The organism is Enterobacter sp. BWH64 (genome assembly GCF_001037645.1).
GTDB lineage: Bacteria > Pseudomonadota > Gammaproteobacteria > Enterobacterales > Enterobacteriaceae > Enterobacter > Enterobacter hormaechei_C.
On the sequence record NZ_KQ089922.1, the window covers coordinates 3,159,730 to 3,185,510 of the forward strand.

At 56.4% G+C, this 25,781-nt stretch carries 23 protein-coding genes; 3 read left to right on the plus strand and 20 right to left on the minus strand.

Annotated features, from left to right (window positions below; translation table 11 throughout):
- Position 1 precedes the first annotated feature (1 nt).
- The 19 genes from tssE to SK50_RS15105 form a co-directional block, all read right to left on the minus strand.
- Positions 2-565 carry a type VI secretion system baseplate subunit TssE gene (gene tssE, locus SK50_RS15015; protein ID WP_048229616.1) on the minus strand — a complete coding sequence of 188 codons (564 nt, stop codon included), beginning with the start codon at positions 563-565 and terminating at the stop codon, positions 2-4.
- Positions 558-1,370: a type VI secretion system accessory protein TagJ gene (locus SK50_RS15020; RefSeq protein ID WP_017384294.1), complete on the minus strand. Its 813-nt coding sequence runs from the start codon at positions 1,368-1,370 to the stop codon at positions 558-560. Before SK50_RS15020 ends, tssE begins: the two co-directional genes overlap by 8 nt.
- A 9-nt stretch (positions 1,371-1,379) precedes the next feature.
- Positions 1,380-2,366: a hypothetical protein gene (locus tag SK50_RS15025; RefSeq protein WP_039270580.1), complete on the minus strand. Its 987-nt coding sequence runs from the start codon at positions 2,364-2,366 to the stop codon at positions 1,380-1,382.
- Positions 2,367-2,382: 16 nt separating this feature from the next.
- Complete coding sequence (locus SK50_RS15030; RefSeq protein ID WP_003859969.1) at positions 2,383-3,180, minus strand: PP2C family protein-serine/threonine phosphatase; 798 nt, start codon at positions 3,178-3,180, stop codon at positions 2,383-2,385.
- Positions 3,177-4,952, minus strand: coding sequence for a type VI secretion system-associated FHA domain protein TagH (gene tagH / locus SK50_RS15035; RefSeq protein ID WP_032648559.1), 1,776 nt, complete (start codon positions 4,950-4,952; stop codon positions 3,177-3,179). Before tagH ends, SK50_RS15030 begins: the two co-directional genes overlap by 4 nt.
- Before the next feature lie 90 nt (positions 4,953-5,042).
- Positions 5,043-5,459 (minus strand): hypothetical protein, encoded by a 417-nt coding sequence (locus SK50_RS15040; protein WP_015570334.1) that lies wholly within the window; start codon positions 5,457-5,459, stop codon positions 5,043-5,045.
- Entirely contained in the window at positions 5,453-6,442 is a 990-nt protein-coding gene (locus tag SK50_RS15045; RefSeq protein ID WP_015570333.1) for a hypothetical protein, read from the minus strand. The genes SK50_RS15040 and SK50_RS15045 overlap by 7 nt, the downstream gene beginning before the upstream one ends.
- 75 nt (positions 6,443-6,517) lie before the next feature.
- Complete coding sequence (locus tag SK50_RS15050; protein WP_014884229.1) at positions 6,518-7,000, minus strand: Hcp family type VI secretion system effector; 483 nt, start codon at positions 6,998-7,000, stop codon at positions 6,518-6,520.
- Between the two features lie 180 nt (positions 7,001-7,180).
- Positions 7,181-7,606, minus strand: coding sequence for a T6SS amidase immunity protein Tai4 family protein (locus SK50_RS15055; RefSeq protein WP_017693279.1), 426 nt, complete (start codon positions 7,604-7,606; stop codon positions 7,181-7,183).
- On the minus strand, positions 7,603-8,109 hold the full coding sequence (locus tag SK50_RS15060; protein WP_017384301.1) for a type VI secretion system amidase effector protein Tae4: 507 nt from the start codon (positions 8,107-8,109) through the stop codon (positions 7,603-7,605). Before SK50_RS15060 ends, SK50_RS15055 begins: the two co-directional genes overlap by 4 nt.
- Positions 8,110-8,174: 65 nt before the next feature.
- Positions 8,175-9,674 (minus strand): type VI secretion system contractile sheath large subunit, encoded by a 1,500-nt coding sequence (gene tssC / locus SK50_RS15065; RefSeq protein WP_006810956.1) that lies wholly within the window; start codon positions 9,672-9,674, stop codon positions 8,175-8,177.
- 3 nt (positions 9,675-9,677) lie between these two features.
- On the minus strand, positions 9,678-10,202 hold the full coding sequence (tssB, locus tag SK50_RS15070; RefSeq protein ID WP_008502644.1) for a type VI secretion system contractile sheath small subunit: 525 nt from the start codon (positions 10,200-10,202) through the stop codon (positions 9,678-9,680).
- A gap of 75 nt (positions 10,203-10,277) precedes the next feature.
- Positions 10,278-11,294 carry a type VI secretion system protein TssA gene (gene tssA / locus SK50_RS15075; RefSeq protein ID WP_017693278.1) on the minus strand — a complete coding sequence of 339 codons (1,017 nt, stop codon included), beginning with the start codon at positions 11,292-11,294 and terminating at the stop codon, positions 10,278-10,280.
- Positions 11,295-11,305: 11 nt separating this feature from the next.
- A complete protein-coding gene (gene tagF / locus SK50_RS15080; protein ID WP_015570330.1) occupies positions 11,306-12,022 on the minus strand; it encodes a type VI secretion system-associated protein TagF in 717 nt (238 codons plus the stop codon).
- Positions 12,023-12,038: 16 nt separating this feature from the next.
- Positions 12,039-15,659, minus strand: coding sequence for a type VI secretion system membrane subunit TssM (gene tssM / locus SK50_RS15085; protein ID WP_045335080.1), 3,621 nt, complete (start codon positions 15,657-15,659; stop codon positions 12,039-12,041).
- Between the two features lie 2 nt (positions 15,660-15,661).
- Positions 15,662-16,900: a DotU family type VI secretion system protein gene (locus SK50_RS15090; protein WP_003859963.1), complete on the minus strand. Its 1,239-nt coding sequence runs from the start codon at positions 16,898-16,900 to the stop codon at positions 15,662-15,664.
- 17 nt (positions 16,901-16,917) lie between these two features.
- On the minus strand, positions 16,918-18,261 hold the full coding sequence (tssK, locus tag SK50_RS15095; protein WP_015570328.1) for a type VI secretion system baseplate subunit TssK: 1,344 nt from the start codon (positions 18,259-18,261) through the stop codon (positions 16,918-16,920).
- Between the two features lie 28 nt (positions 18,262-18,289).
- On the minus strand, positions 18,290-18,793 hold the full coding sequence (gene tssJ / locus SK50_RS15100; RefSeq protein ID WP_015570327.1) for a type VI secretion system lipoprotein TssJ: 504 nt from the start codon (positions 18,791-18,793) through the stop codon (positions 18,290-18,292).
- A gap of 23 nt (positions 18,794-18,816) precedes the next feature.
- A complete protein-coding gene (locus SK50_RS15105) occupies positions 18,817-19,311 on the minus strand; it encodes a hypothetical protein (protein ID WP_006810964.1) in 495 nt (164 codons plus the stop codon).
- Positions 19,312-20,158: 847 nt separating this feature from the next.
- Between SK50_RS15105 and SK50_RS15110 the strand changes: the two genes are divergently transcribed.
- Entirely contained in the window at positions 20,159-21,139 is a 981-nt protein-coding gene (locus tag SK50_RS15110; protein ID WP_017693274.1) for a GlxA family transcriptional regulator, read from the plus strand.
- A 78-nt stretch (positions 21,140-21,217) separates the two neighbouring features.
- A complete protein-coding gene (gene gap / locus SK50_RS15115) occupies positions 21,218-22,228 on the plus strand; it encodes a type I glyceraldehyde-3-phosphate dehydrogenase (protein ID WP_015570325.1) in 1,011 nt (336 codons plus the stop codon).
- A gap of 87 nt (positions 22,229-22,315) precedes the next feature.
- On the opposite strand, the gene SK50_RS15120 is transcribed toward gap, so the two are convergent.
- Positions 22,316-23,653 (minus strand): carbohydrate porin, encoded by a 1,338-nt coding sequence (locus SK50_RS15120; RefSeq protein WP_017693273.1) that lies wholly within the window; start codon positions 23,651-23,653, stop codon positions 22,316-22,318.
- Positions 23,654-24,090: 437 nt separating this feature from the next.
- Here SK50_RS15120 and SK50_RS15125 point away from each other — a divergent pair, with 437 nt between their 5' ends.
- A complete protein-coding gene (locus tag SK50_RS15125) occupies positions 24,091-25,773 on the plus strand; it encodes an alpha,alpha-trehalase (RefSeq protein WP_017693272.1) in 1,683 nt (560 codons plus the stop codon).
- Positions 25,774-25,781 lie beyond the last annotated feature (8 nt).

The window sequence follows — 25,781 nt, forward strand, 5'->3', positions numbered from 1 at the left end:
ATTACCCCGCATCCTTCAGTTCAAAATGGCCGTTCTCAAGATCGACGTCGGTGCGAAAGAGAAACTCCAGCGGATACGGCACGCACCACAGGCGACCTTTGATTTCGATAGACAGAACGTTGTGCAGATCTAACGAGGAGGTATCGGACACGCAGCGAACCTGAAGCCCCTGCGGCAGGATCCGCGGTTCAAAGTTAATAATCGCTTCGGTGAGCTTGCGCTGAATGTCGTGCCATTCAATATCGGACATTCTTTTCCCCGCCAGCGGCGCCACGCCAAAGTTAACGACGGAACGGCTCACCTGCGTCAGCCCGCTCGGATCGCTGGAGGCATCGTGGTTAATGGTGTTAAACAACCACTGTAAATCCCGCAGGACGTTACGACGCAGCGCGGCGTGGGTAATCAGATTGCTGTTGGCGGACTCGCGTTTTTTTTCCGGATCGTTATCCGTCAGGCGATCCAGCAGTGAGGGCTGCATTTTGTCGCGCGCCCCCACTTTCTCCTGCTTGCTGCGGGCCTGCCAGCCGCTGCGCAGCAGATCGCCTTCGCCAGCGGGATTACTCATCCGCACCATCCGAGGTAAATGTCACCAGGCTCAGGGTAAGCAGCGGGCTTTCGCTTTGCTCGCTCAGCCAGGCTTTCTGTCCCATGCCTTCATACAGGGCGCCGTCATCGTCCAGCGGGAGCCATTCGGTGGTGCGCCCCAGCTTAACGCTGTCTGGCGCCCCGTCAGCAAACGGATAACGCGCCGGGATCTGACACACCTGCTCGGTGCCGTCCGTGAGGCGGACCAGCGCATGACGCCACACCAGATCGGTCACGCTGGCCGGAGCCTGAAAACGGATCGCGTCGATGGCGCAGAACGGCACCCAGAAATAACGGCCATTGACCAGGGTTTCACACACCGGCCCCAGACGGGCATCGCCGTCCATCAGCCATTCAAAGGTGTGGCTCTCTTCATTCTCCAGCGTGACCTGCCCGCGGCTTGCCGGGGCCTGTTCGAGTGCCGCCAGGCGCAGCGTTTGCGCTTGCCCTGCGCTTTCGGTCAGCGCCTGGGCTAACGTCGTCAGCCACGGCCACTGCGCCTCGGGCATTGCCGGTCGTACCTCCCCCGCGAACACGCGCGCACGCTGCTGTTCACCCTGAATGGCCTGCTCCAGCAGCGTTACGGTCGGTTTTGCCTGCGGCTTCAGCGCCAGCCAGCTTTTCAGCTGGGTCAGGGCGCGCGCCCAGTTGCCGCTGAGGATCAGAAACTGCACAAACGCAGCGCGCAGATCGGCATCCGCCGGACGGGCTTTGATATCGGCTTCCAGGCGAAGCAGCGCGTCGCTAATCGACTCCCCCGCCAGACGTTGATAAAGCGTATTCATAGCCCCTCCTTAATTCGCCGCGCGCCAGGCGCCCACTGCCGGATCGCGCAGCTGCGGACGCAGCGTGTCAATCAGAACAACGTTCAGCTCCGCGCCCGGTGCAACCCATGCGCTCCAGATCTTCTTCACCTCTGCGATACGCGCCTGGAGTCTGGCGTCGTCGCTGGCGATCTCACGGGTGATTTCCACCGCCACCGTGCCGTTGCTCTTCCAGCCGTTCAGGGTGCTGTCGTACGGCAGGATCATCCAGCTCTGGTCGCTGTTCTGGGTGCTGAAGACCATGCGCTCTTTGTTGACGGAGGTGATCAGCGCCTTTTCAGGATCGACCGTGTTGTTCAGCCCCATCACCGGGAAGCCGTGAATGTAGGTGACCGGAATCGCTTTCTGCGTCCCGTTACGGTTCTGCGTCACCACGGTGTGGCCGCTGAGCCAGCTGCCGTTGCCGCAGCGGGTGGTGTCGGAATCCGGAATAAACAGCGCTGGCGCGGAGGAACCGCCCTCCCAGAAGGTGCGCAGGTGGCAACCGTCCTGAAGGGTGAACTCCTGCCATGGCGTACGATCTGCCGCCACGGTGTGCGTCTCCGGATTCTGGTCAGGCGGCAGCAGCGCGCCTGAGGTGGAGGTCGTTGCCGCCGCCGTTTCCTGCTGCTTCACCACCAGCGCCCAGTCCTGCGCTTTAGCCGCTGTGCCCCGGGCAAGCGTCGTGCCTTCCGGATCGTTAAGCGTCCAGTTCAGGGTATTCAGCTTGCTGCACTGGTGCTCCAGCAGCGAGCCAAGGCGCGGCACGAAGTTTTCCAGCACCGAAACCTCTTTCTTGCCGTTCGCCACGATACGCAGCGCCACGTCCGCCTTACACCAGCTTTGCGGCGTATTGTCTTTAATGTTGTCGATCCAGATATCCAGCTTCTGCGCAGGAGACTGCACGATGCGGAAGTTTTCAGCCTGTGCGGTGGTCGCCACCGTCAGAAGAGCCAAACCCGATAGCCAAAGTTTCATATCAATCCTTGTGTGTCTAATCAGTTCCGCAGGGAAGAAATTGTGCTGCGTCAGAGAGCGTATGCAGCAAAGTGGTGTCCTGAGGGTTGCCCATCCACACCGCCACGGCGGTATAGTTATCCTGAGCATTGCCCTCCTGTTCGGCATTCTTTTGAATGATTTGGTTCATTAAGGTCAGCCACTCCTGTGGCGTATTGACCATGTGCAGCGACTGCTTCATCTGCTCTTCGCTGACGCCGTGCCAGAAACCGTCGGTGCAAAGCAGGAAGGCATCACCGTCCTCAACCTGCACGACATCGCTGTAGCTCGCTTCCGGTCCGCCATTCTCAATACCCAGCGCCAGATACAGCAGGTTGCTGTTGAGATCGTCGGTCTGATGCCCGGCATCTTTCATCTGCTGGACGAGGCTGTGATCGGTGGTGACATGCCACAGCCAGCCGCGGCGAAACAGGTACAGGCGGCTGTCTCCGGCGTGCGCCCAGTAAGCCAGACGGTAATCCCTGTCGATAAACAGGCTGACCAGCGTGGTGCCCATCCGGCGATAGTCCTGCACGGCCTGTTGTTCGCTGAGAATGGTGCGGTTCGCCGTTTGGACGTAGTCACGAATATGCTGCGCATTCAGGTGCTTGTCGCCGTCAAAGCGGGAAATAATGCTGTTGCGGGCCAGCTCAGCGGCCACCTCGCCGCCCGGCAGGCCCGCGATGCCGTCACAGACGACAAAGCAGGCTGAACGTTCCCCGATGGTTTCTCCCGTCTGATCCTGGTTGCTGGCGCGCGTCCCCTGGCGGGAGAGAGAAGCCGTTGCGATATTCATTTTTCTTCCGATCCGCTTTGTGAGTCTTTGTACTGATTGACCTCCATGTCATAGGCATGGAGGAAGGCTTCGCCAAACAGGGTATGGAAGTCGTCCTCGATCTCGCCCGCCGTCTCGCCATAGCTGCGCACGAAATAATCCCACAGCGCGGCTTTACGGCTGCCCGGCAGCGCCAGGCGTGACGTCATCCCGTTCTGCTTCGCCTGCTCTTCCAGCTGTTCCGGGTTAAAGGATTGCAGCATAGCGGCGATAATGGCGCGGATACCGGAGATCATCCCTAGCTGGTGTGCCTGGAGATCGATCAGCGCATCACGCACCGATTTGGTCGGCGGCATAAATCCCGGCATCGGCGTGCCGAACATCTGGATCAGCACCGTTTTCCCGGTCGGCAACAGTTTGAACGGGTTGTTCGCATCGTCGAGCACCATGGTCATATCGGCTTTCACCCCACGCTTGAGGATGGAGCGCGAGGAGAGCAGCGCCACGGTCCCCTGCGAGAACATGCCCAGGATCTGCCCCAGCTGACGCATATTTTCCCGGTCAAACTGCGGCACCGGCTGCATTTCGCTCAGGCCCATGCCCTCCAGCAGCGCCTCCAGCAGTTCGCCCTGAAGCACCTCGCCCCGCTCGCCGGTCTGCGCGGAGGCAGCAGGCGATGCAGCGTTTTTAACCGGGTCGATACGCAGACGTCCCTTCGGCGTCTGTGCGCTACTGCGTGCGACGGCCTGCGGCGTTGGCATGGTGAAGCCAGCGTAATCCGGACGCGCGGGCTCTTCTTCCGCGCGCGGCGCATCCTGTGGTTCAGTCGGTTCCGGATCGAACAGCGGTGAGCTGGCCAGCGCATCCTCTTCCTGTGCGGCTTGCGCTTCAGGCTTTGGCTCCGGCTTATCGGCCACGATTTCATCCGGATGGGTTAACGGCGCGCCGCCCATCAGGCCGAGAGGGTCATCGTGACGCGCGGCAGGTGCGCTCGCCGACCCGCCAAACAGGGCTAACGGATCGAGTTCATCAGACGCCTCTTCCTTTGGCTGGGCAGGTTTGCTTTCGTCCGGCTGTACCAGCGTTGAAGGGGTGACATCGTCAAAGATGCTCTCTTTTTTAAACAACGCTTCATCGCTAAACAGCGTGTCCGGGTCAACGTTTTTACGTTCAAGCGACGGTTCGGCGTCGTTAAACATTGCCAGCGGATCTTCGGCATTCCGCTCCGGGGCCGCAGGCTGAGAGAACGGATCGTGGGATGCGGCGGGCTGTGGTTTTGCCCGGTTGCTGGAGATGCTGTCGGAGATGGAAAACTCCTGCATCAGGCTGTCCCAGATTTCCGACGGCACGGCCGTAGGTTCAGCTTTTCCACGAGGCGCGGCGCTGGCCGGTTTCGGTTGCGGCGCTGGTGCAGGTGTCGCCACTGGGCGCGCCTGCTGCATGCTGGCCGCCATGCGGCTTACGGGCTGGGTGTCATGAATGAGTTCGCTGACTTCAATGCGATAATCATCAATACCGAGAATATCCCCATCCTGAAGCTCAACCTGACGCCCACGCTCCAGCGGGATATCATTCAGTACCACGCGGGTAACGCTGCCGCGGTTCGTGACGCGGCATTCGCCACTGGCGTCGACGTGAACGATGGCCTGCAAACGCGAGATGGTGCGGTCATTGTCCGGCAGCACCAGATTGTTATCCGTACCGCGCCCAATGGTGCCGCCCGGGGCATAAAAATCACAGCTGCTTTGCGGCGGCTGATGACCGGGTTTCGTAGAAATAATCGTGAATCGCATGGCGTATTCCTGCTGGTATGATTAGCGCTCAAACGCTGCCGCTCTCGGGGGTGAGAACGGCGGGGTTTGGGGGTTAAGGGCTGATTAAAGCTATTTGACTACATTCAGGAAAATAATGCCGATAAGCAGCCATAGCGTAAAAAGTAAGGCCTGAGCTTTATAGCGTCGATGCAGTTTTAATATCCAGCCGATTCTCTCTTCCGGTAAAGCCTGAACAAATTTATAGGCATCGTCCTGAACATTTCTGTCTTTGGTAAATTTCATCTTCACGCCTTTGCGAAGACGAACAAACCAGATTATTTTTTGATAGTTCGCCAGCGAACCAAAAAATGATGCGTAATTTGTCACCAGATCGAGATCGTAGCCTTTTTGCCTATATTCTGAAAGAAGCTGATTATATTCGGCCTCGTGTTTTTTAAAATAACGGGAACTGATGAAGTCCATAATTACGACAAGTAAAAATAAAACAACAATCAGAAATAAAAGAATATTTTCTAAATTCACCATAGCTTATCCATGACATATTCAGTTGCTCCACCGGCAACTTCGCCACCAATGTATCCACCCGCAGCGGCGCCTACCACAGAACACGCGAGCAACCCTACACCACCTGTTGCCACGCCCAATGCAACACATACGCCAGCCCCAGCCATGGCGCCATATTTTCCGCCATAAATCCCGCCCGCAAGACTGGCGCCAAATTGACTGTACTTCTTAACGGCGACTTTGGAACAACTCTGCTCTCTACCTACTGTACAGGCATCGTAAACTTCATTGGTTGTGTTTGCACCAGCGAAGCCGATAGCAAGCCATCCTCCCATTTTCAGAAAACGGGCAGCTTTTGAAGCATTGTCTACATATGTTGAATACCCTCGTATCGAGGCAACACCCGCAGTACTCCATTCGTGGACAATTGACCTGCTTGATAAACCTAAAGCGTGCTTGATTTCTTCATAAGGTTTCAGTTTCAGCGTTAGTCTGGACAGCTTATTTAATAAAACGTCCAGCTCAGAAAAAAGTTTTTGCCTTTCAACAAAAAACTGCTGCCCGATCAATGTGCCTTGCGTTCTGTATTGATTTTGATAAGCCAGTTCGATAGCTTTTAATTTCTTTTCTATTTCGCTAAAGTACCTTTCACCTGCATCAGCAACCACCCCGAGAGATTTATCCATAAAATTAGTTAATGCTGCGATGGTACTAAAATGCTTGTTAAAGAAATTAGCTTCATCTGTATTCAGTTCTGCCAATGCTCCATTAACCTTTTGCTTTGCATTTTGTAATTGTTTTAGCTGAACCGCATTTTCAGCACCCGGAGCATTAAGGATCAATATTTGCCCGGGTTTTAACCACCGTGTGTCCCTGTTCACTTGCATAAAATAACGTGCCGCTTCACTGTCTGGTTTATTGAACAGTAGTCTTGCCTGGAAATCTAACGTACCAGCCTGCTGAACAACACAATAACCAGGAGCAACCGTTGATTTTACGCTCATATTGACATCCCTTTGCAAACGAAATTAAGTCTCTGTAAATAATGACCGGGGAAAACTCCCCGGTCACGCGCGCAATTACGCTTCTTTGTTTTCTTTGATGTTCCAGCCAGCGCTGCTTTCAGCACCTTTACCACCGGCAGTGGTCTGCTCCCAGTACTGCTGTTTCACTTTCGCAGCCTGGAATGCATAGGTCACGCCAACGGTATCGCCGTTGTCTGCACCCGTGTACTGAACGGAAGTCACGAGAACGTCTTCCAGGGTGATGCGGGTGTATTCAACCTGCTGACCACCCGCTTTGCAGACGGACAGTTCAACTTTGGTCAGGTGTTTACCGCTTGCGCAGTGTTTCAGGATTGCTGTAGTGGATTTGTCGATCAGAGCGTTAACGTGCAGATCGTTAAAGTTCACTTTACCGGCACCGCCGCCACCGCCAACGCTCATATTACCTGGCTGGGACGCGCCCCAGGAGAAGGAGGTAATATCAGTCCAGCCGGTGTGGTTAGAATCTTTAGATTCGCCCGTAACACCCTCGACCTTCAGAAACATATCAATAGCCATAATATCTACTCTTCGTGGATGAACAATATTGCTTTCGAAAAAGCCCTTATATGGCAAACAGGAAAGCATGGGGCTGAATAAAACCGTCCATATTTTACCTCTGCCTCATATCAAACGACCCGTGTCATTTGACAGTCTTACATTCCCCCTGAACGAAAGGAAAGAATGTGAAGTCTTATACTATTGTGGATTATCCTGAATCCAGGTGCGGTCAGGATTTCCGATGATTAATTGAGGAGCAAGTTGATTAAGTTCGTCACTATGATAAAGACGCAGGCAGTTTAAGGTTACGCCTTTTACATCGGGTTTTCTCTCAGAATGAAAGGCATTGGTTGCGCCTTTATATTTATTAATAAGGGCATTAATTTTGTCATTGCCATTTTCAATATCGAAAGGCACCCATTCCAGTAATGCGCTACTGCTACGGGCTGCATCCAGAGAAAACTGGCTTTTATCATCTGCAACTTGTGCCAGGCAGCGAGAAAAAACAACGTCTTTAACAACTTGCTTATAAGGCATTTTTTTGACAAACGACACCGGATCGTCAGTTGCATACACAGAGGCGGAACTGGTGAGCAACAGTAGACTAGCAATCATTTTTTTCATGGCAACTCCCAAAAATTAGCTTTGGTCGTCGTGTAATTCGTCTCCGGCGCATTGAAATAACAGTGATCCGAACAGGTTAAACCATTCCAGAATGTTGCATGACCTGCGGCGTCACTCCAGCCCTGTACCTCAAACAGAATTACGCCCTTTTTGTTGGCTAATTGCTCAACGGGTAAGGAAGGATAACTCACGATCATGTCAGGTTTACCCCACTGACGCGTCAACCAGGCAATGACATCCTTTACGCGGTAGAAGTACCATTTATTATCAGCACCGGATACCGTGAGATTTGCAATACGCGGAACGGGATGCCCGGTATAGTTAAGAACATAACTCATCCGTACGGCACAACTATTTGACCACCCGCCCTCATCTGGCGCTATTTCGAAATTGTGCTTAACTTTGCCGCCGATAACTTGCTTAACTTTGCCGATAGAATCATTTGCATCGTAAATACGTGTTGCCGCCGCCCAGGCAGCAACAAACGAAGGTCTCGCGGTCATATTTCCTCTCAAATTTCCATACTATAAAGCTAACGCCGGGCATGGCCCCCCGGCGGCAATTATCATTACGCGTCCTTCGTCTTCAGCGACGGCAGTTTAGATACCAGACGCAGGGAAACGGTCAGACCTTCCAGCTGGTAGTGTGGACGCAGGAAGAACTTCGCGGCGTAGTAGCCCGGGTTGTCTTCGATTTCCTGCACCTGCACTTCCGCAGCCGCCAGCGGTTTGCGGGACTTGGTTTCCTGGGAGGAGTTCGCCGGGTCGCCGTCCACGTAGTTCATCACCCAGTCGTTCAGCCAGCGTTCCATCTCTTCGCGCTCGCGGAAGGAGCCGATTTTGTCGCGCACGATGCACTTCAGGTAGTGAGCAAAACGGCAGCAGGCGAACAGGTACGGCAGACGGGAGGCCAGGCGCGCGTTAGCGGTGGCATCCGGGTCGTGGTACTCGGCCGGTTTTTGCAGGGACTGCGCGCCGATGAAGGCGGCGAAGTCGGAGTTTTTGCGGTGAACCAGCGGCATAAAGCCGTTTTTCGCCAGTTCCGCTTCACGACGGTCGCTGATGGCGATCTCGGTCGGGCACTTCATGTCCACGCCGCCGTCATCGCTCGGGAAGGTGTGGCACGGCAGGTTTTCCACCGCCCCGCCGGATTCCACGCCGCGAATCGAGGTGCACCAGCCGTACTCTTTAAAGGAGCGGTTGATGTTGGCCGCCATCGCATAGGCAGCGTTTGCCCACGAGTAGCTGTTGTGGTTCGCGCCGTCGGTCTGCTCTTCAAAATCAAAGCTGTCGACCGGGTTGGTGCGAATGCCGTACGGCAGACGCGACAGGAAGCGCGGCATCACCAGGCCCAGATAACGGGCATCTTCTGATTCACGCAGTGAACGCCAGGCAGCGTATTCGGTGTTCTGGAAGATTTTGGTCAGGTCGCGCGGGTTAGCCAGCTCCTGCCAGGACTCCATCTGCATCACGCCCGGCGCGGTGCCGGTGATGAACGGACAGTGGGCCGCAGAGCCGATGCGTGCCATCTCGCCCAGCAGCTCAACGTCCTGCGGGCTGTGGTCGAAGTAGTAGTCGCCCACGATGCAGCCAAACGGCTCGCCACCGAACTGGCCGTACTCCTGCTCGTAGATTTTCTTGAAGATCGGGCTCTGGTCCCAGCCCACGCCCTTGTAGCGCTTCAGGGTGCGGCCCAGCTCCTGCTTGGAGATGCTCATAAAACGGATCTTCAGCATCTCGTCGGTTTCGGTATTGTTCACCAGGTAGCTCAGCCCGCGCCAGGCGCTCTCCAGCTTCTGGAACTCCTCGTGGTGAATAATCTGGTTCACCTGCTGTGAAAGCTGCTCGTCAATACCGGCAATCAGGTTCTGAATGGTGCGGTAGGTATCGTTTGAGAAGGTCACGGTGTTTTCCAGCGCCTGCTGCGCCAGGGTTTTAACCGCGCTTTCTACGGCAGAGCGCGCCTGATCGGTTTTCGGGCGGAACTCTTTATTCAGCAGCGCGCTGAACTCGTCCTGGCTGAACGCCTGGCCCGCCTGCTGATCGTGTTGTTGAGTCTGGTTGCTCATCGATTATTCCTCGCTACCTTTCGCACTTTCGTCATTTTTTGGCAACTGGCTCAGGGATTTGAGCAGCGTCGGATCCTGGAGAATTTTCGCGATCAGCTCTTCCGCACCGTTTTTACCGTCCATGTAGGTCAGCAGGTTGGAGAGCTGGGTACGGGCTTCCAGCAGCTTGTTCAGCGGCTCTACTTTGCGGGCCACCGCGTCCGGCAGGAAGTCGTCCATGCTGTCGAAGGTCAGATCGACATTGAGCTTACCTTCGCCGGTCAGGGTGTTATCCACCTGGAACGCCACGCGCGGCTTCAGCGCCTTCATGCGTTCGTCGAAGTTGTCGATGTCGATTTCCAGGAACTTACGCTCGTCGACGGCTGGCAGATTTTCCACCGGCTTGCCAACCAGATCGGCCATAACGCCCATCACAAACGGCAGCTGAATTTTGCGTTCTGCGCCGTAGATCTCTACGTCGTACTCGATCTGCACGCGGGGAGCACGGTTGCGTGCGATGAATTTCTGTCCACTGTTACTCATTGCCATGATGTTCTCCATCAAAGATGCGCGGTGAAGGTGAAACGGCAGACTCCATGCCTGTCGTCATAATGCCAGGACGCGTCATTCGCGGCGTCCAAAGATGTTTTCCAGTTGGTTAACGCCGTCTGGCGCCAGGTCGCGAATAATGTCCATAAAGTTGAGTTCGGACAGCCGCTGCACCCGTTCAATCATCAGCGGTGCGGGATGGCTGGGTTCGTACTGCGCAAAATACTGTTTCGCTTTTTCCAGCATCAGCTGGGCGTCGGCGCGGCTGGTCACCTGCACGCTGCGCCAGTCCGTCACCTGCTGAACGGGCGACGCGGCCACCGGCTGCGGCTCGGCGTGCTGTTCAGCCTGCGCGTCACGGTTCGGCAGCAGCTTGCTGATATCGGTCACCTGACAGGCGCTGGAAACCAGTCCGACGGTTTTCAACAGCTGTTCCATCTCCGGTACGCCACTTTCCCCGAGATAGCCGGTAAGCAGTTCGCGGATGGCCAGCAGGCGTTCGTTGATCACGATTACCGCTTCGGTGCCGGGCTGATCGCCCCGGGCCAGCTCATCGATCAGTCGTGGACGACCGCCCGGATAATCCGGACACTCGGTTTTACTGCCGTCAAGCAGCGCCTGGGCGTCACGGAGTGAAATCTCATCGCCGTTTGAGCGGAGCAGTGAGGCGTTACGCACCGCGACCGTCAGGTCAGATTTATCACTCAGCCCGGCGAGGGCATTGATGCGGTAGAATGGATCGGTTTCGCCATACTCTTCCAGCAGCGGGTAAAGTTGCTCCCAGTATCGGGACAGGGCTTCCTGCACCAGCACTAGCCCGTCGGCGTAACCTGCCAGACCGCGACGACGTGTCCAGGCATGGGTTAACGCCAGCATGACGCGAAGATCTTTGGTGCGACCCAGCAGGCTGGTGGCGAGTTTTTCCACCGTGTTCCAGTCGGCAGGCTCTGCCGGAATGATGGTGTCGCCAAACTGCTGCTCGGCTTTGCCCTGACTGGCCTGACCCATGGCCTGGAAATCGGCGTCGTACTCCAGATTTTCACCGCAGGGGTTATCGGGGCTTATCGGCGCGAGAAATTCATCGATATTCATAAGATCCCTGCTTATTCAAACATAGGCGGGTAAAGACCGTGGCGGCCCGGACGGGCGCCGCCTGCCGGATCGAACAGCAGCGTAAAGAGCTGCCCGGTGAAGTTTCCACTGTGGACGTGGGTGTACAGCGGATAGCCGTCGCAGCGGTTTGTCCACCAGTAGCTGGTCTGGCGCAGCGGATCAAAACACTCCGCCGCCTGCGGCCAGCCCAGCGTGCTCTGACCATCGTCGTCATAGCCAATCACGTCGAGAATGTCGGAACGCTTTTGTGGCTCAACCGGCTGGGGCGCCGGGATGGTCATCAGCATTTCATCTAGTTGGGAGGCAGAATAGCTGTTACGCACCGCGTGCAGCCCCAGACGGCCAAGCTGCTGGTACCAGCTCTCAGCCTGCCCGAGCAGGCGGGATGACCACTCGGCGGGGGTGAAGCTCAGTTGCAGGCATACCGGATAGTGGCGGCCTACGCTGTCACGGCCCGGCAGCAGGCAGCCCATCTGAATCATCTGGCTACCGAGCATCGGCGGGACGACAAAGTTCCACACCGGGGCTTTTGAAAACGGGCGCTCGCCGCTGCGCTGCTCTTCCTGTTGCCAGGCCAGCAGGCCGACCTGGAACCAGTGCGACCACTGGCGTTGCAGGGTATCCGGAAAGCGACGCTGCAAAAAATCTCCGGCGCTGGGTAATTTGCCATACCAGCTATAACGGTTCATCGCAGGGGTATTCGTCATACGGCTGTCCTTGCGGTTATGGGCATGAGAAACGGGGAAGCTGGAACGGGTTGCGGATGCTGTTCGGGGCAAACTCCAGCGTGACCTGATGTCCGTCGACGTTGAAGGTCGCCTGACGGCTCAGGCTACCCGCGCCAGGGCTGGTGCGCGCCTTGTCGAAAAAGCGGTTGAGCGCCCAGGAACCGTTAGTTACCAGCGTTGCGGTGCTGCCATTGGTCAGACCGAGCTGCATACGCACCTGGTTCGTCCCGCCCGGCCCCGGCCAGTTCATGATCTGCACCGCCTGCGGACCGTGGCTGTAGCGCAGCAGCTGGCCGTCCACGTCCAGCGTCAGGTTCAGAATGGTGTTGTCCATCCGCACGGTGCGCACCGTCACCCTGAAGGATGGCGTGGTCGCGCCGTTGGCGAAGAAGGCATCGCGGACAGACTGCGCCTGCTGGAACGGACGCAACAGCCCTTCGCTGCCCGGCAGCGTTTTACCGTCGATGCCCGGCATAAAGCGCCAGTTCGCCTGGGTGGTGTCCACCTTGTTGGTCAGGTTGTCGCGGAAAAAGGTGTCCATCAGTCCGGTGCCCGGCGCGAACATGCGGGCGAGATCGTCCGGCGTCACCTCGGTGCTGGCGCTGCGCACCAGTGGATAACGCCCGGCAATCGCCTGACGGCAGAACCCACCCACTTCCACGTTAATGCGCTTACGCACGTTCTCCAGATCGCGACGCTGGGTGTCGCTGCTGGCGCCGACGGCCATATTGCTGAACATGGTTTGCAGCCCGCCCGGCAGACGTCCCGCGCTGGCTTGCAGGCGGCTGATTGCATCGCCGCCCGGCGCGGGCATACCGCTGTTTGCCGCATCCTGAACGGCGGTCAGGTAGCGATAAAGCTCGTCAACCTGCTTAAGAAAATCGTCGAAGACGATGGTCTTGCCACCCTTCTCCAGCGGCTGCGCCAGCTCAATCATCGGCGCATAGTGGTCGGTCACCAGTTGCTCAGGCGCCTGCGTCACGACCGCGCCCTGCGTCGGGGCATTGTCACCGTTGCTGAACAGCGCTTCCAGCGTGCGGGTGGCGCGGTTGCTTTGATCTTCCGCTTTCTGCGCATCTTCCGGCGCAGGCGCAGTGCGCGACAGGGTCAGCACCTTGCTCAGGTTAAGCACCAGACGGCGCAGCGGCGAGTTGGTGCCTGAAAGCAGGCGCGCGGTGTTAATACGCTGGGAAAGATCGGCGCTGTTGTTGAGCTGAATGTCAGCGAGAAAGCGATCCCAGTTGACGATAAAGTCGCGCATGTAGAGCTGGCGCACGGCGTTGTCGATCTGCTGTTTATCTTCCTGGGCGGTGGTCGCTCCCAGTACCCAGGCGTCGTCCTCGTGCAGGGCGGTGGTCACGCTGTCGATCTGGTCGTTGAAGCTCTTCCAGTAGCCGTCCGGCGTATAGAGGCCCGGTACGCCTTCACTCACCGGCTTGCCGCTTTTACGGGAAAACACCAGCTCGCTCTGCGGGCCGCCGAGATCTGAAAGCGAAACCGGCTTCAGGTTCTCATCATGCTCCAGCAGACGTTTCAGGCGGCCATATACGCGAGTTGAGAGCGGCTGCTGGTTGATAAGCGCCCTTTCACGTGCCACCAGATCCTCATCCTGCGCATACGGTGAAGCCTGAATTTTTGGCTCCAGCAGCTGGGTCAGGTGCCATTCCAGCTCCTGAAGCTGCGCCTGCGTCACGTTCTGTGGCAGGTTGCGTTGCAGGTTGAGCATCACCCACGAGTGCAGGAATTTGCCGTCATAGTGCTTCGGCTGGTAGAGCATCTGATAGGCTTTCAGCGCCTCATAGCTGTACTCCACGTCGCTGCCGTTGTCGTTGCGCAGCCAGGTGGTAATGTGCATCGCCACGGCGGGCAGCAGCATCTGATCCAGCGCCTTCTGATACAGAGACTGCGAGGCATCGCTGACGTCATCCCCGCGATAAAGCCCCATGCGGCGGGAAACCGGCGGGTCGTTAACGTCGAAGGCATTGCTTTTCGGCAGATCCACCAGGCTGTTAAGCAGCGGCAGAAGCGCAAACAGATCGCGCTGGGGCTGGTTTTGCAGCGCCTTGCTCTGCTGCTCCAGCATCGGCACTTTTGCGTCCACTTCTTCCAGATAGGCTTTATTTTTGGCGTAGCTGGTCAGCCACAGGCCACCCAGGATCACCAGCAGGGCCAGCAGCGCCGCGTAGCCGGACCACATCACGGCGCGGTTGCGCAGTTCCCACCAGCGGTTTTCCCCGGCGATGCCCGCTTCCTGGAAAATCACGTTTTGCAGCAGGTTTTTAATGAAGAAGCTTTGGCCCTTCGCGCCTGGGATCGGCGCCTCTTTGCTCACCGAATCCCAGCGCGTGCTTTCCCCCCCTTCAGGTAAGGAGAGCGCGCGATTCAGCTCGCCCATCACGCGGTCAAACGGCATCCCTTCCTGAGTGCCACTGGCAAAGTAGATGCCGCGCGGCGAAAATTCGGTTTCGAAGTTTGAACGGGCAAAGACCGTGCTCAGGTAGTCTGCCAGCAGCGGACGCAGCGCGGCGAACTCCTGCGGGAAGAGATAGGCTTCCGCACGGGTTTTGGCGTCATGCTCTTTGAGCATGGTTTCCGGAAGGCCAGCATCCAGACGCTGTTGCAGCAGGGAAAATTCCTGCTGGAAGTTGCCCATCAGGTCGTAATCAGCGTGTTTGGTCTGCTCCCACGGCAGCGTAAAGCCCCAGATCTGGTCGCGCTGGGCTTTGTCGTAATCCGCAAACCAGGCGCGGAAGCCTTTAAGCAGGTCCGCTTTGGTCACCATCACATACACCGGGAAGCGAATACCCAGCTGTTCATGCAGCTCGGAGAGACGCTGGCGCAGGTTGACCGCCTGCTGGCGCGAGGCCTCAGCGGACTGCGAAAGCAGGTCGGAAATGCTGATGGTGATAATCACGCCGTTAATGGGCTGGCGACGGCGGTATTTACGCAGCAGGTTGATAAATTCCAGCCACTCCCCGGCGTCCTGAACCTGCTCGCTCTCCTGAGTGGTGTAGCGCCCCGCGGTATCCAGCAGAACCGCCTCGTTGGTAAACCACCAGTCACAGTTGCGCGTGCCGCCAATGCCGCGCAGCGCGGTTTTACCGAAGCGATCCGCCAGCGGGAATTGCAGCCCGGAGTTGGCCAGCGCGGTGGTTTTACCTGAACCCGGCGCGCCAATAATGACGTACCACGGCAGCTGATAGAGGTACTGTGTGCTGAAGCGCTGCGTCCACTGCGCGCCATGTCCCGCTTTGCTGAAGTGGGCTTTTTTCAGCATCTGGGCGGCTTCATCGAAACGCCCGGCAAGGATCTGCTCCTCGCTGTTCAGACGTTTCTGCGGATCGGCCGCCTCCGGGCTGGTGGTATTTTCGTTGAGCTTGTCCATCAGCTTACGGTTCAGCCAGGCGTTATACAGCCGCGGCAGAATGTGGCTCTGGGCCCAAATCAGGTAGACCACCGCAATGCTGATGACGCGGTTCTGCTCTGATTCAAGGGGCCGGGTATCCACGATGGACAACAGCGGGCCAATCATCCAGATGACCGCCGCGAGCGCCGTTACGCCCAGGAAGCTCCACAGAATGCGATTGGTCAGTATAGAAAGTAGAGTTGTCAGCATCCTTAGTTTCCTTGCGGCAATCCGTTCAGCTCGGCCTGGGTATTGTCAGGCGATACCAGCAGCGTAATCTCTACGCGGCGGTTACGGGCGCGATTTTCAGGCGTGGTGTTAGGCGCTACCGGGTTGATCTCACCCCGCCCTTCGGCTTTGACGCGCTCAGGCTGTGAGAGGCTACCCTGGAGCTGTTTTTGCACCGAACGGGCGCGCTCAAGCGAGAGTTCATAGTTAGAAGCGAAGCGTGCGCTGCGGATCGGCACGTTGTCGCTGTACCCCACCACCAGAATTTTGCCGCTGACGTTATTCATCGCCTGGGCGATGCGGTCGATGACCGGCTCATAGCGATCGCGCACCACCGTTGAGGCCGAGGCAAAGAGTCCGTCCCCTTTCAGGATCACCACGCTGCGATCCGCCTCATCCTTAACGGCCACCAGACCGGCATCAATTTCTGGTTTCAGGAAGCCGCGCAGGTTCAGCACCGCTGGCAGCTGACGCGCAGGCTGCTGGATGGTGGTTTCCGGCAGTTGGGACTGGTAAATTTTCGCCAGCACCGGGCTGGTGTTATCACCCAGACGCCAGTTCAGCACGATATAGAACAGGCAGGCGATAAAGCCGACCAGCGCCACGCACGCCCAGAGTGGGATCATCGGCCGCCAGAGCTTGCGCAGAACGGGGCGATCTTCCGGGTGCGGCGAGAGCGGCGGCGGATAGCTGCCGCGCACGCCACGGATCATCTGCCACAGGCGCTGTTTGATGGTTTCAAGCTGGGTCCGGCCATTGTCCAGCACGCGGTAGCGGCCTTCAAAGCCGAGCAGCAGACAGTAGTTGATCATCTCCAGCAGCAGAATGTGTTCGCGCGGATTCTGCGACAGACGCGCCAGCAGCTGGAAAAACTTCTCACCGCCCCAGGTTTCGTTATGAAACGTCACCAACAGACCATTGCTTGACCAGACGCCGCTGCTTCCCCACGGGGTCAGCGCGGCGGCTTCGTCCAGCGCCGTGCAGAGGCAGTAGCGCGCGCCGACAATCACTTCATACGGTAAGCCCGCCTGCTGGCATCGCACTTCGAAACGGCGAATTTCGTCAATCAGGCGCTGGCGCAGCCCGACCTGATCGTCGTGGGAAACCGAATGACGGATTTGCGGAATCGCATTGAGCAGCGGATTGGCGGCCGCCACCAGCTGATTGTTCCCACTGGCTCCGGTAAACACGGCATCACTGCCGGTATCCTGTCGTTCCTGCATATTAAGCGCTCGCTTTATTATTCTGTCGGGCTACGGATGGCCCAGAACTCCATATCGAGACCCGGGAATTCCCCTGCGAGATGCAGCGCGAATGCCCCGGACTTGTCCATCTCGTGCCACAGTTCGCTGCCCCTCTCGAGCTCGAAATAGCTGTAGCCTGCATGCCACGGGATCTGCGGCGGCGCGACGGGCATTGCCCGAAGCATGATGCCCGGCAGCTGGAGCTGGACCAGATCGCGAATTTTCGACACTGGCGCAACCTTCATTTGGGCAGGGAAATGGGTTTGCAGGTGTTCGCCGGGGACATTGGCTTTTACCGCCAGCACGAAGCCAAATTCGCGGACCATGCTGGTCTCCGGCACGGTGGCGATGTTCAGCCCGTGGGAGCGTTCGTGCAGCGGCAGCTGGATGGCATGATCCTCCATGACCAGCGACAGCCCCTGACGCAGCATCAGCATCAGTTTGCTGAAGCAAACGGCGAGATCGTCATGGTCGTATACCGGCAGTATGCTCTCTGCGGTACGCTGCGGCGTCCAGGTGGCGAGCTCCGTGGCAAACGGCAGCCAGCTGCGCCAGAGCGCTTCCGGGTGAAGCAGCGGCAGCGTTTTTAAATGTGAGACGTCGCCAAGGTGGCGGTTGATCAGCGAGAGAAGCGTGAACTCAACCATCTCGGACGTATTGAAACGCCCCGGCTGGCGCAGTCGACCGCCGATCTGCTGGCTACGCTGCACCAGCAAGCCGTGCAGGTCATTGATCATGCCGTACAGCTGCGGGCTGTTATTGGCGTTCAGCATTGGCGGAATGTAGCTGTTATCCAGCCGCACGTGGTTGTCGTTGCGCTTTTCGGTGACGTACGCCACGCCGATGGCGGTCCATTCTGCCGTCAGATCTTTCTCCAGCATCAGGGTCAGACGCAGGCGGCCAAACTGGACCGTCGCCTCCCCGACCGACATGGCGTTGTCGTCTTCCACCTCTTGTTCAAAGGTAATAAAACGCGCCAGAGAAGACTGCTCCTCGCTGAAAATCACCTCTTCACGGCCACCGCGACGAACCGGCAGCGCAAGCACCACCTTTTCATTGGTCAGATTATCGGGGATTTTTAGCGGAGCCGGACCGTTGCGGTCGCTGCGAACCTGGAAAAAGGTGCCGTCAGGCAGCAAACCGCTACAGTAGCTCAGGGCAATACAGCCCTGGCGAAGCATCGCTTCATCCAGCTCAAGGTCGAGAAAGCCCCAAAGATACGATCGCTGCAAGGCCCCCCACTCACGAACGTGGTTGAGGAGGTAGCTTTCTGTCCGCTGAAAATGGTGGGGACGCAGGAACATGCCCTCGGTCCAGACGACCTTTTCTGCTTTCGTCATGATGATCTCTTTCCTGTTATGAAGGGCGTTACTGGCTGATGACCCGGATACCATTTACGTCAAGAAAGACGCTGGCCTGGAGTTCATCTGCGGACCATTTCCAGAACTGGTAAATCGCGTTTTCGCCGGGAACAGGCAAAGGAAGTGAGACGCGCCATTTTTTGCCGTCCAGCGCCTGGTATTCCGCCATCACGCCGATATAGCGCGCTTCCGGTGAGCTTTGTCCGCTCAGGGTTTTCGAAAGCTGGCCCGGCATCAGGAAGAACACATCGCTGTTCAGCAGATTCGCGCCAAGCGTGGCTGACGCGTTGTTCTGTAAGGAGTAGAAGTCACTGGACATGAAATCCGCATCGGATTTCAGCAGCAACACTCTGACCTTAAGCGGCGCAGAATCATTGATTTGAGGATGAGCCTGAAACTGAAGATTGTAGCGGGAGGGGTCGCTGTGTGAAGACGACGTACAACCACCGATCAGCGCGAAAATCAACGCAAAAAAAGGGAACCACATCCGATGAAAATTTTTATTATTCATAAAAATATGCTCGTGAAACCCGTTTAGTTCAGGATCCAGGTACCGTTCGCGCTGTCTTTGCAGGCTTTGCTGTTGCCATCGACATCAACACAGGTGGTTTTCTTGCGCGCTTTCGGGCGCAGTGCCTGTTTACGCACGGTGGCTTCGTACTGGTCAGCCTTGATTACGGCACGCATCGGCACATAACCAATCAGCTGTTCACTCCCTTCATCGGCCAGCGCCATCCAGAAATGTTCAACCTGCCCCAGCACGACGTAAGTTTTACCGGTCTCAAGCGTACGGATCACTTTTCCGCCGTAGTCAGGACGGCTCATCAGGGATGCCGGGTACATGGCACGGTACGGTTCATTCACCTGAGTGAACTCCGCCGGAGGGGTAACAGCGTGACGGTGCGTCAGCGTGATGCCATTCACCTGGCTGGTCACAATCGTATCATCGGTGATCGCTGGTTTCTGCGGCGCCTTACAGCCCGCCACCGCCATAACAAACAGAAGTGATAACAATACGCGCAGTTTCATATGCTTTTCCGTAGCGATATTTAGAGGATGAAGAGAGGGGATAAAATTTGACTTAGGTGCTATTGTTAAAATAGTCGGAATATTTTCAGCAGGTAACTATTTTAAGGCATAGCTACCGCACGAACCCGACAGAAATGGGCCCAGCATGCTCCTGACATATTTTGACAAACGGTAGACAAGTTTACATGAGCTTGTCATCAATTCAATATTTCCCACCTGCTTAATGGCGTTTAATGATACGCCCAATGCATTATAGGATTAATCTCATAAAAAATGCGCACTTAGGTAAAATCGTCTTTTTCTTAGACAGATTTCGAGCATAACTCTATGAAAATTAATGGCTAAACAGGAAAAAGAGAACCACTATCATTAACGTAACCCCTTATTATCTCCACTACCATAATTAGTAGAATTTCATTTTTTCTGTGCGCTGCGGGATATATCTGGGATATTTTCATTGTTGCATTCAGAAGATAACTTTTATTGTGCACGAGCGTCCCGCATAAACAAATGGCGGCTAAGAAAATGGCAGAAATTTAATTTCGCGATCCGAAATAACCTGAGCAAAATTCCCCTTTGGGGTTATTTTTTGCACCTAAACAATTAAGCCCGGCTACATCTTTTTGCTCTCTCATCGTTCAGCGCGCTCCCTTGCAGCCCATAAACTGGGGGGTTCAGCGGCGCTGACAGTGAACCTCACGCAAGAAGTTTTACCGTTACTACATATTTCTTTTACTTCTTCCCAACATCTGCCGTTCTACTCTTTCACCCGGCACGCCTCATTTGTCTCTTCTACAATGTTCGCCTTCCGCTTGACTTATTTTGTGATAAAGGTACTTTTCAGGACATGAAGAAGATCCTGATTATCGTTCCTGATGGTGGCATGTTGTTTGAGGCCGCCGGTATCGCCGACATTCTGATGCAGGCCAACCGGCTGCACCCGGACGGCCTTGCGCAGCCCCGCTACCGCATCATTATCGCCACCACCCAGCCTCATCTGGTGATCCACGGCCAGTCCGGCTTGAACCTGCTGGCGGACTATCGCCTGCCGGAGCTTGATCCGCGCGAGCCGCTGGACACGATCATCATTACCGGCCGCGGCATGAATGAGCTGGAGAGCACCGCCGTGGTGGACTGGCTGCACCTGGCCGCGCCGCATGCGCGCCGCGTCGCCTCTGTCTGCGGCGGGGCCCTGCTGCTGGCACAGGCCGGACTGCTCGACGGGCGCCGGGCAACGACCCACTGGCGGCTGCTGGAAACCCTGAAAACCCGCTATCCTGCGGTCAACGTTGAGGGCGGCCCGCTCTATGTTCAGGATGGCCCCGTCTGGACGTCGGGCGGCGTCAGCTCCGGGTTTGACCTGACGCTGGCGCTGGTGGAGGATGATTACGGCTTCACCCTCGCCCGCAACGTGGCGCAGGATATGGTGATGTACCTGCGTCGGCCTGGCGGCCAGCTACAGTTCAGCCGCTATAATCTGGAGCAGTCCGGTGCGAGCGGACCGGTCAGCGAACTGCAAAGCTGGATCCTGCAAAACCTCACCGCAGATTTGTGCGTCGAAAGGCTGGCCGAACGGGTCGCCATGAGCCCGCGCAATTTCACCCGCGTGTTCACGCGTGACGTGGGCGTGCCTCCGGCCCGTTATGTCACCGAAGCGCGCCTGGCCGCCGCCCGACAGCTTCTGGAGCAGACCCAGGCTCCGCTTGAGGTCATTGCCGAAAAAAGCGGGTTTGGTACCAGCATCAACCTGCGCCGCGTTTTTGAAAAGCAGCTTCATCTCACGCCGGGCGAATACCGCCAGCGCTTCCACTGCCGCAGAATGGCGTAATATGATCCTTTTTTGTCATTTACGCCATCTGACCTGACGCCTACAGTAACTCCAGACAACACAGATAAGGAGTGCATCATGGTTAAGGTCGGTATTAACGGTTTCGGCCGTATCGGACGTAATGTCCTGCGCGCGGCGCTGGGCAACCCGGATCTCCAGATTGTGGCCATTAACGATCTGACGGACAGTAAAACCCTCGCCCATCTGCTGAAATATGACTCTCTGCTCGGCACGCTGCCGGTGCCTGTGGAAGCGGCGGACGGCGCGCTACAGGTTGACGGGCAACGCATCACCGTATTCAGTGAACGCGACCCGGCAAACATTGCGTGGAAAGACGCAGGCGTTGAGGTGGTAATTGAAGCAACCGGCTTCTTCACCGAACGTGAAAAAGCGGCGGTGCATATCACGAGCGGCGGCGCAAAACGAGTCATTATTTCCGCCCCGGCTAAAAATGATGATCTGACGGTGGTGATGGGTGTGAACCACACGCTGTACGATCCGGCCCAGCATTTTGTGGTCAGCAACGGGAGTTGCACCACTAATGGTCTGGCGCCAGCGGCGCAGGTGCTGCACCAGCAGTTTGGCATTGAGCACGGGCTGATGAACACCACGCATGCCTACACCAACAGCCAGGCGCTGCATGACCAGCCGGAAAAAGATCTGCGCGGCGCGCGCGCGGCAGCATTATCCATTGTGCCTTACTCCAGCGGCGCGGCAAAAGCGCTCGGGAAAGTGATCCCCGAGCTTGACGGTAAACTCACCGGGTATTCTCTGCGCGTGCCGGTTCCGGTGGTGTCGATTGTCGATCTGACGGTGACGCTGAGCCGCAACGTGACCGCCGAAGAGGTGAATGACGCGTTCCGTCAGGCTGCCGCCAGCGGGCCGCTGAAAGGCATCCTGGGCTACAGCGATGAACCGCTGGTCTCCCGTGATTATCAGGGCGACCCGCGCTCATCCATCATCGACGGGCTTTCAACGCTGGTGATTGGCGGGAATATGGTGAAGATCCTGTCGTGGTATGACAACGAGTGGGGCTTCTCGAACCGTCTGGTGGATCTGGCGGTGCTGATGGATAAGAAAGGGTTGTAGCCGATCGTATTGCCGGGTGACGCTTGCGCATACCCGGCCTGCAAAATGGCCCCTCTGCCTGCTAACAGAGGGGCATCATGACACTCTTCAGAAATAATATTTAAACCGCACACGACCGCCATAACGATCGTCGTTCTTATCGCTTCCCTTTTTCGGCGACGCGTTCACCCACGAAGCGTAGGCGCCCAGGTAAATGTTAAAGTTCTTCATCTTCATTACGTTGGGAATAAGGTACGACGCATGGACAGTGTGAATATCATACTCACCCGGATCGGTGATCCAGCAATCATTCTCACACTCTGCGTCAAAGGTTGAAGTGTTAAATTCGTCGATTTCGTTATGCGCATAAATATAGCCCAGCTCAGCGTTACGCCACAGGGCATTGACGCCGGAGGTGAAGTCCGTTTCGTCTGCGGCGTCAAGATACGCTGTGTTGAGATTCACGACTATGCCATCCTCAGGATCGGCTTTCAGACCATCCCAGGTCATGGTGAATCCGTAACCGGTGCGGTCAGACTGATCGACCCAACGACCCGCGTCATCCCGATAGCCATAAGCATTGTTGACCAGATTGGTTTCCATGGCGACGGCCGTTGAGAACGGGCCGTCCTGCCACGAAATAACTGGCCGGACATAGGCGACGTTCTTATCATTTTCCAGTTCCGCGCCATGGTAGCGCTGGTCGACGTACAGATCGCTGCCGTCTTTGAACAGCGTATTCAGCTCGAAATACCAGTTATCCAGCGTTTTACTCATCAGGAAGTTACCGCCGCTGTCGGTACGGCCACGCCCCTCTTTCAGCATATAAATGTAACCATAGCCGTCGCTATAAAGATCGTCCGCTGTATTGCCTGAGTATTCAACAAAGGTATCCTGGTTGAGCGGGAACATATCGTAGGCTTCAAAACGTCCAACTTTAATTTCCCAGTCGTTTTCTGCGCCAAAGAAAAATACCGCATCATCAAGGTACATTTGCCCTGCCAAATCGCCCAGTGGTTGTACAGAAAATCCGGAAAAATGGCCGTTATCCATTTTTCGATAACCATCAAACCCCAGCAAAATACGACCATTAATATCCCACCGTTCTTTATCTCCCGGCGCCCAGTCGCTATTAGCATTTTGCTTAACAGAAGTCAGACTGCCGGTTTTGCTGGCAGCATCCATATTAAATTCCACATCGCCATAAAATTTTATATCTCCAAAGCCCGAAAGCGTCAGCTTCGGTGGTGCGTCTTTATTGACGGGCTCTTCTGACTGGACGACCACGGGAGCAGCCTGCTGACTGGCCGCCTGCTGTTGTTTCAACGCCTCGATTTGCGCCTCCAGTTGCGCCAGTTTTTCATCTACGCTCGTCGCGCTTTGTGCCGCAAAAAGAGAGCCAGAACAGAGTGCCCCCACGAGGACAACCATTTTTTTTAATTGCATAGAATCCATCCTGAAATAAAAGTGAATACCCGAAGTGATGGGCCACTCTATTTCGTCTAAATGTTTTTCGGCAGGCTATTATGTTTTTTGTTATGTCGGTTATGTTTTTTACTTTGTGTGACCTTCACGGAAAGTTATTCGCGGAATGTAATAAAGAAACACAACCCCGTTCACAGAATTAAAAAAGGTTGCAACCCATAAGCCTGGTCAATATTCATAGTGTGCCCTGACAGGATATTTAATTAAAATCATTCCCCAAAAAACATTCCCCGAGTAAATAGTTTTCGGCGCGCTTCTCACGTCCGGGCGCGGCGGTAAATTGTCTGGTAATGCGCAAAATGGGATATCTAACACGCGAAGCGGGCAATATTCGTCTAAGGTTTTCAGGTGATTGACGACAGCGGTGACGCTACCCAGCGACGAATGGAGATGAACCGATGATAAAAACTCGAATGCTACGCCCTGGCTTGTTACACCTTACGTTGGCAGGCGCCCTACTCGGTGTTACCGCATTTGGTTATGCTGAAGACCAGCCAACGAGCCAGCAAAGCTCACCTGATATTCTCCTTGGCCCCCTCTTTAATGAAGTACAGAGCGCCAAACTGTTCCCGGATCAGAAAACCTTCGCGGATGCCGTTCCCAAAAGCGACCCGCTAACCATCCTGGCGGATTACCGGATGCAGCATACCCAGTCCGGTTTTGACCTGCGCCACTTCGTAGAGATGAACTTTATCCTGCCGAAGGAAGGTGAGAAATACTTTCCCCCTGAAGGCCAGAGCCTGCGCGAACACATAGACGATCTGTGGCCTGTACTGACCCGCACCACTGACAAAGCGAACAAATGGGATTCCCTCCTGCCCCTGCCAAAGCCCTATGTCGTGCCGGGAGGACGCTTCCGCGAAGTCTATTACTGGGACAGCTATTTCACCATGCTGGGGCTGGCCGAGAGCGGCCACTGGGATAAGATCGGCGACATGGTGGACAACTTCGCTTACGAGCTTGATACCTGGGGCCATATCCCTAACGGTAACCGCAGCTACTACCTGAGCCGCTCTCAGCCGCCTTTCTTCTCGCTGATGGTGGAATTGCTGGCCACGCATGACAGCGACGCGTTGAAGAAATACCGTCCGCAGATGGAGAAAGAGTACGCTTACTGGATGGAGGGGGCTGATGGGCTCCAGCCTGGTCAGGCGAACAAACGCGTGGTGAAGCTGGATGACGGCTCGATCCTCAACCGCTACTGGGACGATCGGGACACGCCGCGCCCTGAGTCGTGGCTGGATGACGTGACCACCGCCAAAAATAACCCTAACCGTCCGGCCACCGAGATTTACCGCGATCTGCGCTCTGCCGCGGCCTCGGGCTGGGATTTCAGCTCCCGCTGGATGGACGATCCACAGAAGCTGGGTACCATCCGCACCACCAGCATCGTGCCGGTGGATCTGAATGCGCTGATGTTTAAGATGGAAAAACTGCTGGCCCGCGCCAGTCAGGAAGACGGCGATAACGCCAGTGCAAGTAAATATGACGCGCTGGCCTCCGCACGTCAGAAAGCCATGGAAAGCCACCTGTGGAACGATAAAGAGGGCTGGTATGCGGATTACGATCTGAAAACCGGGAAGGTGCGTAATCAGCTGACGGCCGCAGCCCTCTTCCCGCTGTATGTGAAGGCCGCATCACAGGATCGCGCCGATAAAGTGGCCGCAGCCGCGTCGTCACGCCTGCTGAAACCGGGCGGTATTTCTACCACCACCATCAACAGCGGGCAGCAGTGGGATGCGCCGAACGGCTGGGCGCCGTTGCAGTGGGTAGCGGTGGAAGGGTTGCAGAACTATGGTCAGCAGAAAGTGGCGATGGACGTAACCTGGCGTTTCCTGAAAAACGTTCAGCATACCTACGATCGCGAGAAGAAACTGGTTGAGAAGTACGATGTCTCTTCGACCGGTACCGGCGGTGGCGGCGGTGAGTATCCGTTGCAGGACGGTTTCGGCTGGAGTAACGGCGTGACGCTCAGGATGCTGGACATGGTCTGCCCGAAAGAGAAGCCGTGCGACAGCGTACCGGAGAATCAGCCTGCGGCAAACGATGATGTTGCACCTGAGAAACAGGCGGCGCAGTAGCGCCCCTC

Excerpts from the sequence above, each read along its gene's own strand:
- SK50_RS15050 (WP_014884229.1), bottom strand. The coding sequence starts at position 7,000 with ATGGCTATTGATATGTTTCTGAAGGTCGAGGGTGTTACGGGCGAATCT.
- SK50_RS15040 (WP_015570334.1), bottom strand. The coding sequence starts at position 5,459 with ATGGTGAATTTAGAAAATATTCTTTTATTTCTGATTGTTGTTTTATTT.
- SK50_RS15090 (WP_003859963.1), bottom strand. The coding sequence starts at position 16,900 with ATGCAGGAACGACAGGATACCGGCAGTGATGCCGTGTTTACCGGAGCC.
- tssE (WP_048229616.1), bottom strand. The coding sequence starts at position 565 with ATGAGTAATCCCGCTGGCGAAGGCGATCTGCTGCGCAGCGGCTGGCAG.
- SK50_RS15060 (WP_017384301.1), bottom strand. The coding sequence starts at position 8,109 with ATGACCGCGAGACCTTCGTTTGTTGCTGCCTGGGCGGCGGCAACACGT.
- SK50_RS15105 (WP_006810964.1), bottom strand. The coding sequence starts at position 19,311 with ATGAAACTGCGCGTATTGTTATCACTTCTGTTTGTTATGGCGGTGGCG.
- SK50_RS15020 (WP_017384294.1), bottom strand. The coding sequence starts at position 1,370 with ATGAATACGCTTTATCAACGTCTGGCGGGGGAGTCGATTAGCGACGCG.
- SK50_RS15125 (WP_017693272.1), top strand. The coding sequence starts at position 24,091 with ATGATAAAAACTCGAATGCTACGCCCTGGCTTGTTACACCTTACGTTG.
- tagF (WP_015570330.1), bottom strand. The coding sequence starts at position 12,022 with ATGACGAATACCCCTGCGATGAACCGTTATAGCTGGTATGGCAAATTA.
- SK50_RS15055 (WP_017693279.1), bottom strand. The coding sequence starts at position 7,606 with ATGAAAAAAATGATTGCTAGTCTACTGTTGCTCACCAGTTCCGCCTCT.
- SK50_RS15120 (WP_017693273.1), bottom strand. The coding sequence starts at position 23,653 with ATGCAATTAAAAAAAATGGTTGTCCTCGTGGGGGCACTCTGTTCTGGC.
- tssM (WP_045335080.1), bottom strand. The coding sequence starts at position 15,659 with ATGCTGACAACTCTACTTTCTATACTGACCAATCGCATTCTGTGGAGC.
- SK50_RS15110 (WP_017693274.1), top strand. The coding sequence starts at position 20,159 with ATGAAGAAGATCCTGATTATCGTTCCTGATGGTGGCATGTTGTTTGAG.
- SK50_RS15030 (WP_003859969.1), bottom strand. The coding sequence starts at position 3,180 with ATGAATATCGCAACGGCTTCTCTCTCCCGCCAGGGGACGCGCGCCAGC.
- tssB (WP_008502644.1), bottom strand. The coding sequence starts at position 10,202 with ATGGCAATGAGTAACAGTGGACAGAAATTCATCGCACGCAACCGTGCT.
- gap (WP_015570325.1), top strand. The coding sequence starts at position 21,218 with ATGGTTAAGGTCGGTATTAACGGTTTCGGCCGTATCGGACGTAATGTC.
- tagH (WP_032648559.1), bottom strand. The coding sequence starts at position 4,952 with ATGCGATTCACGATTATTTCTACGAAACCCGGTCATCAGCCGCCGCAA.
- tssJ (WP_015570327.1), bottom strand. The coding sequence starts at position 18,793 with ATGAATAATAAAAATTTTCATCGGATGTGGTTCCCTTTTTTTGCGTTG.
- tssK (WP_015570328.1), bottom strand. The coding sequence starts at position 18,261 with ATGACGAAAGCAGAAAAGGTCGTCTGGACCGAGGGCATGTTCCTGCGT.
- SK50_RS15045 (WP_015570333.1), bottom strand. The coding sequence starts at position 6,442 with ATGAGCGTAAAATCAACGGTTGCTCCTGGTTATTGTGTTGTTCAGCAG.
- tssC (WP_006810956.1), bottom strand. The coding sequence starts at position 9,674 with ATGAGCAACCAGACTCAACAACACGATCAGCAGGCGGGCCAGGCGTTC.
- tssA (WP_017693278.1), bottom strand. The coding sequence starts at position 11,294 with ATGAATATCGATGAATTTCTCGCGCCGATAAGCCCCGATAACCCCTGC.
- SK50_RS15025 (WP_039270580.1), bottom strand. The coding sequence starts at position 2,366 with ATGAAACTTTGGCTATCGGGTTTGGCTCTTCTGACGGTGGCGACCACC.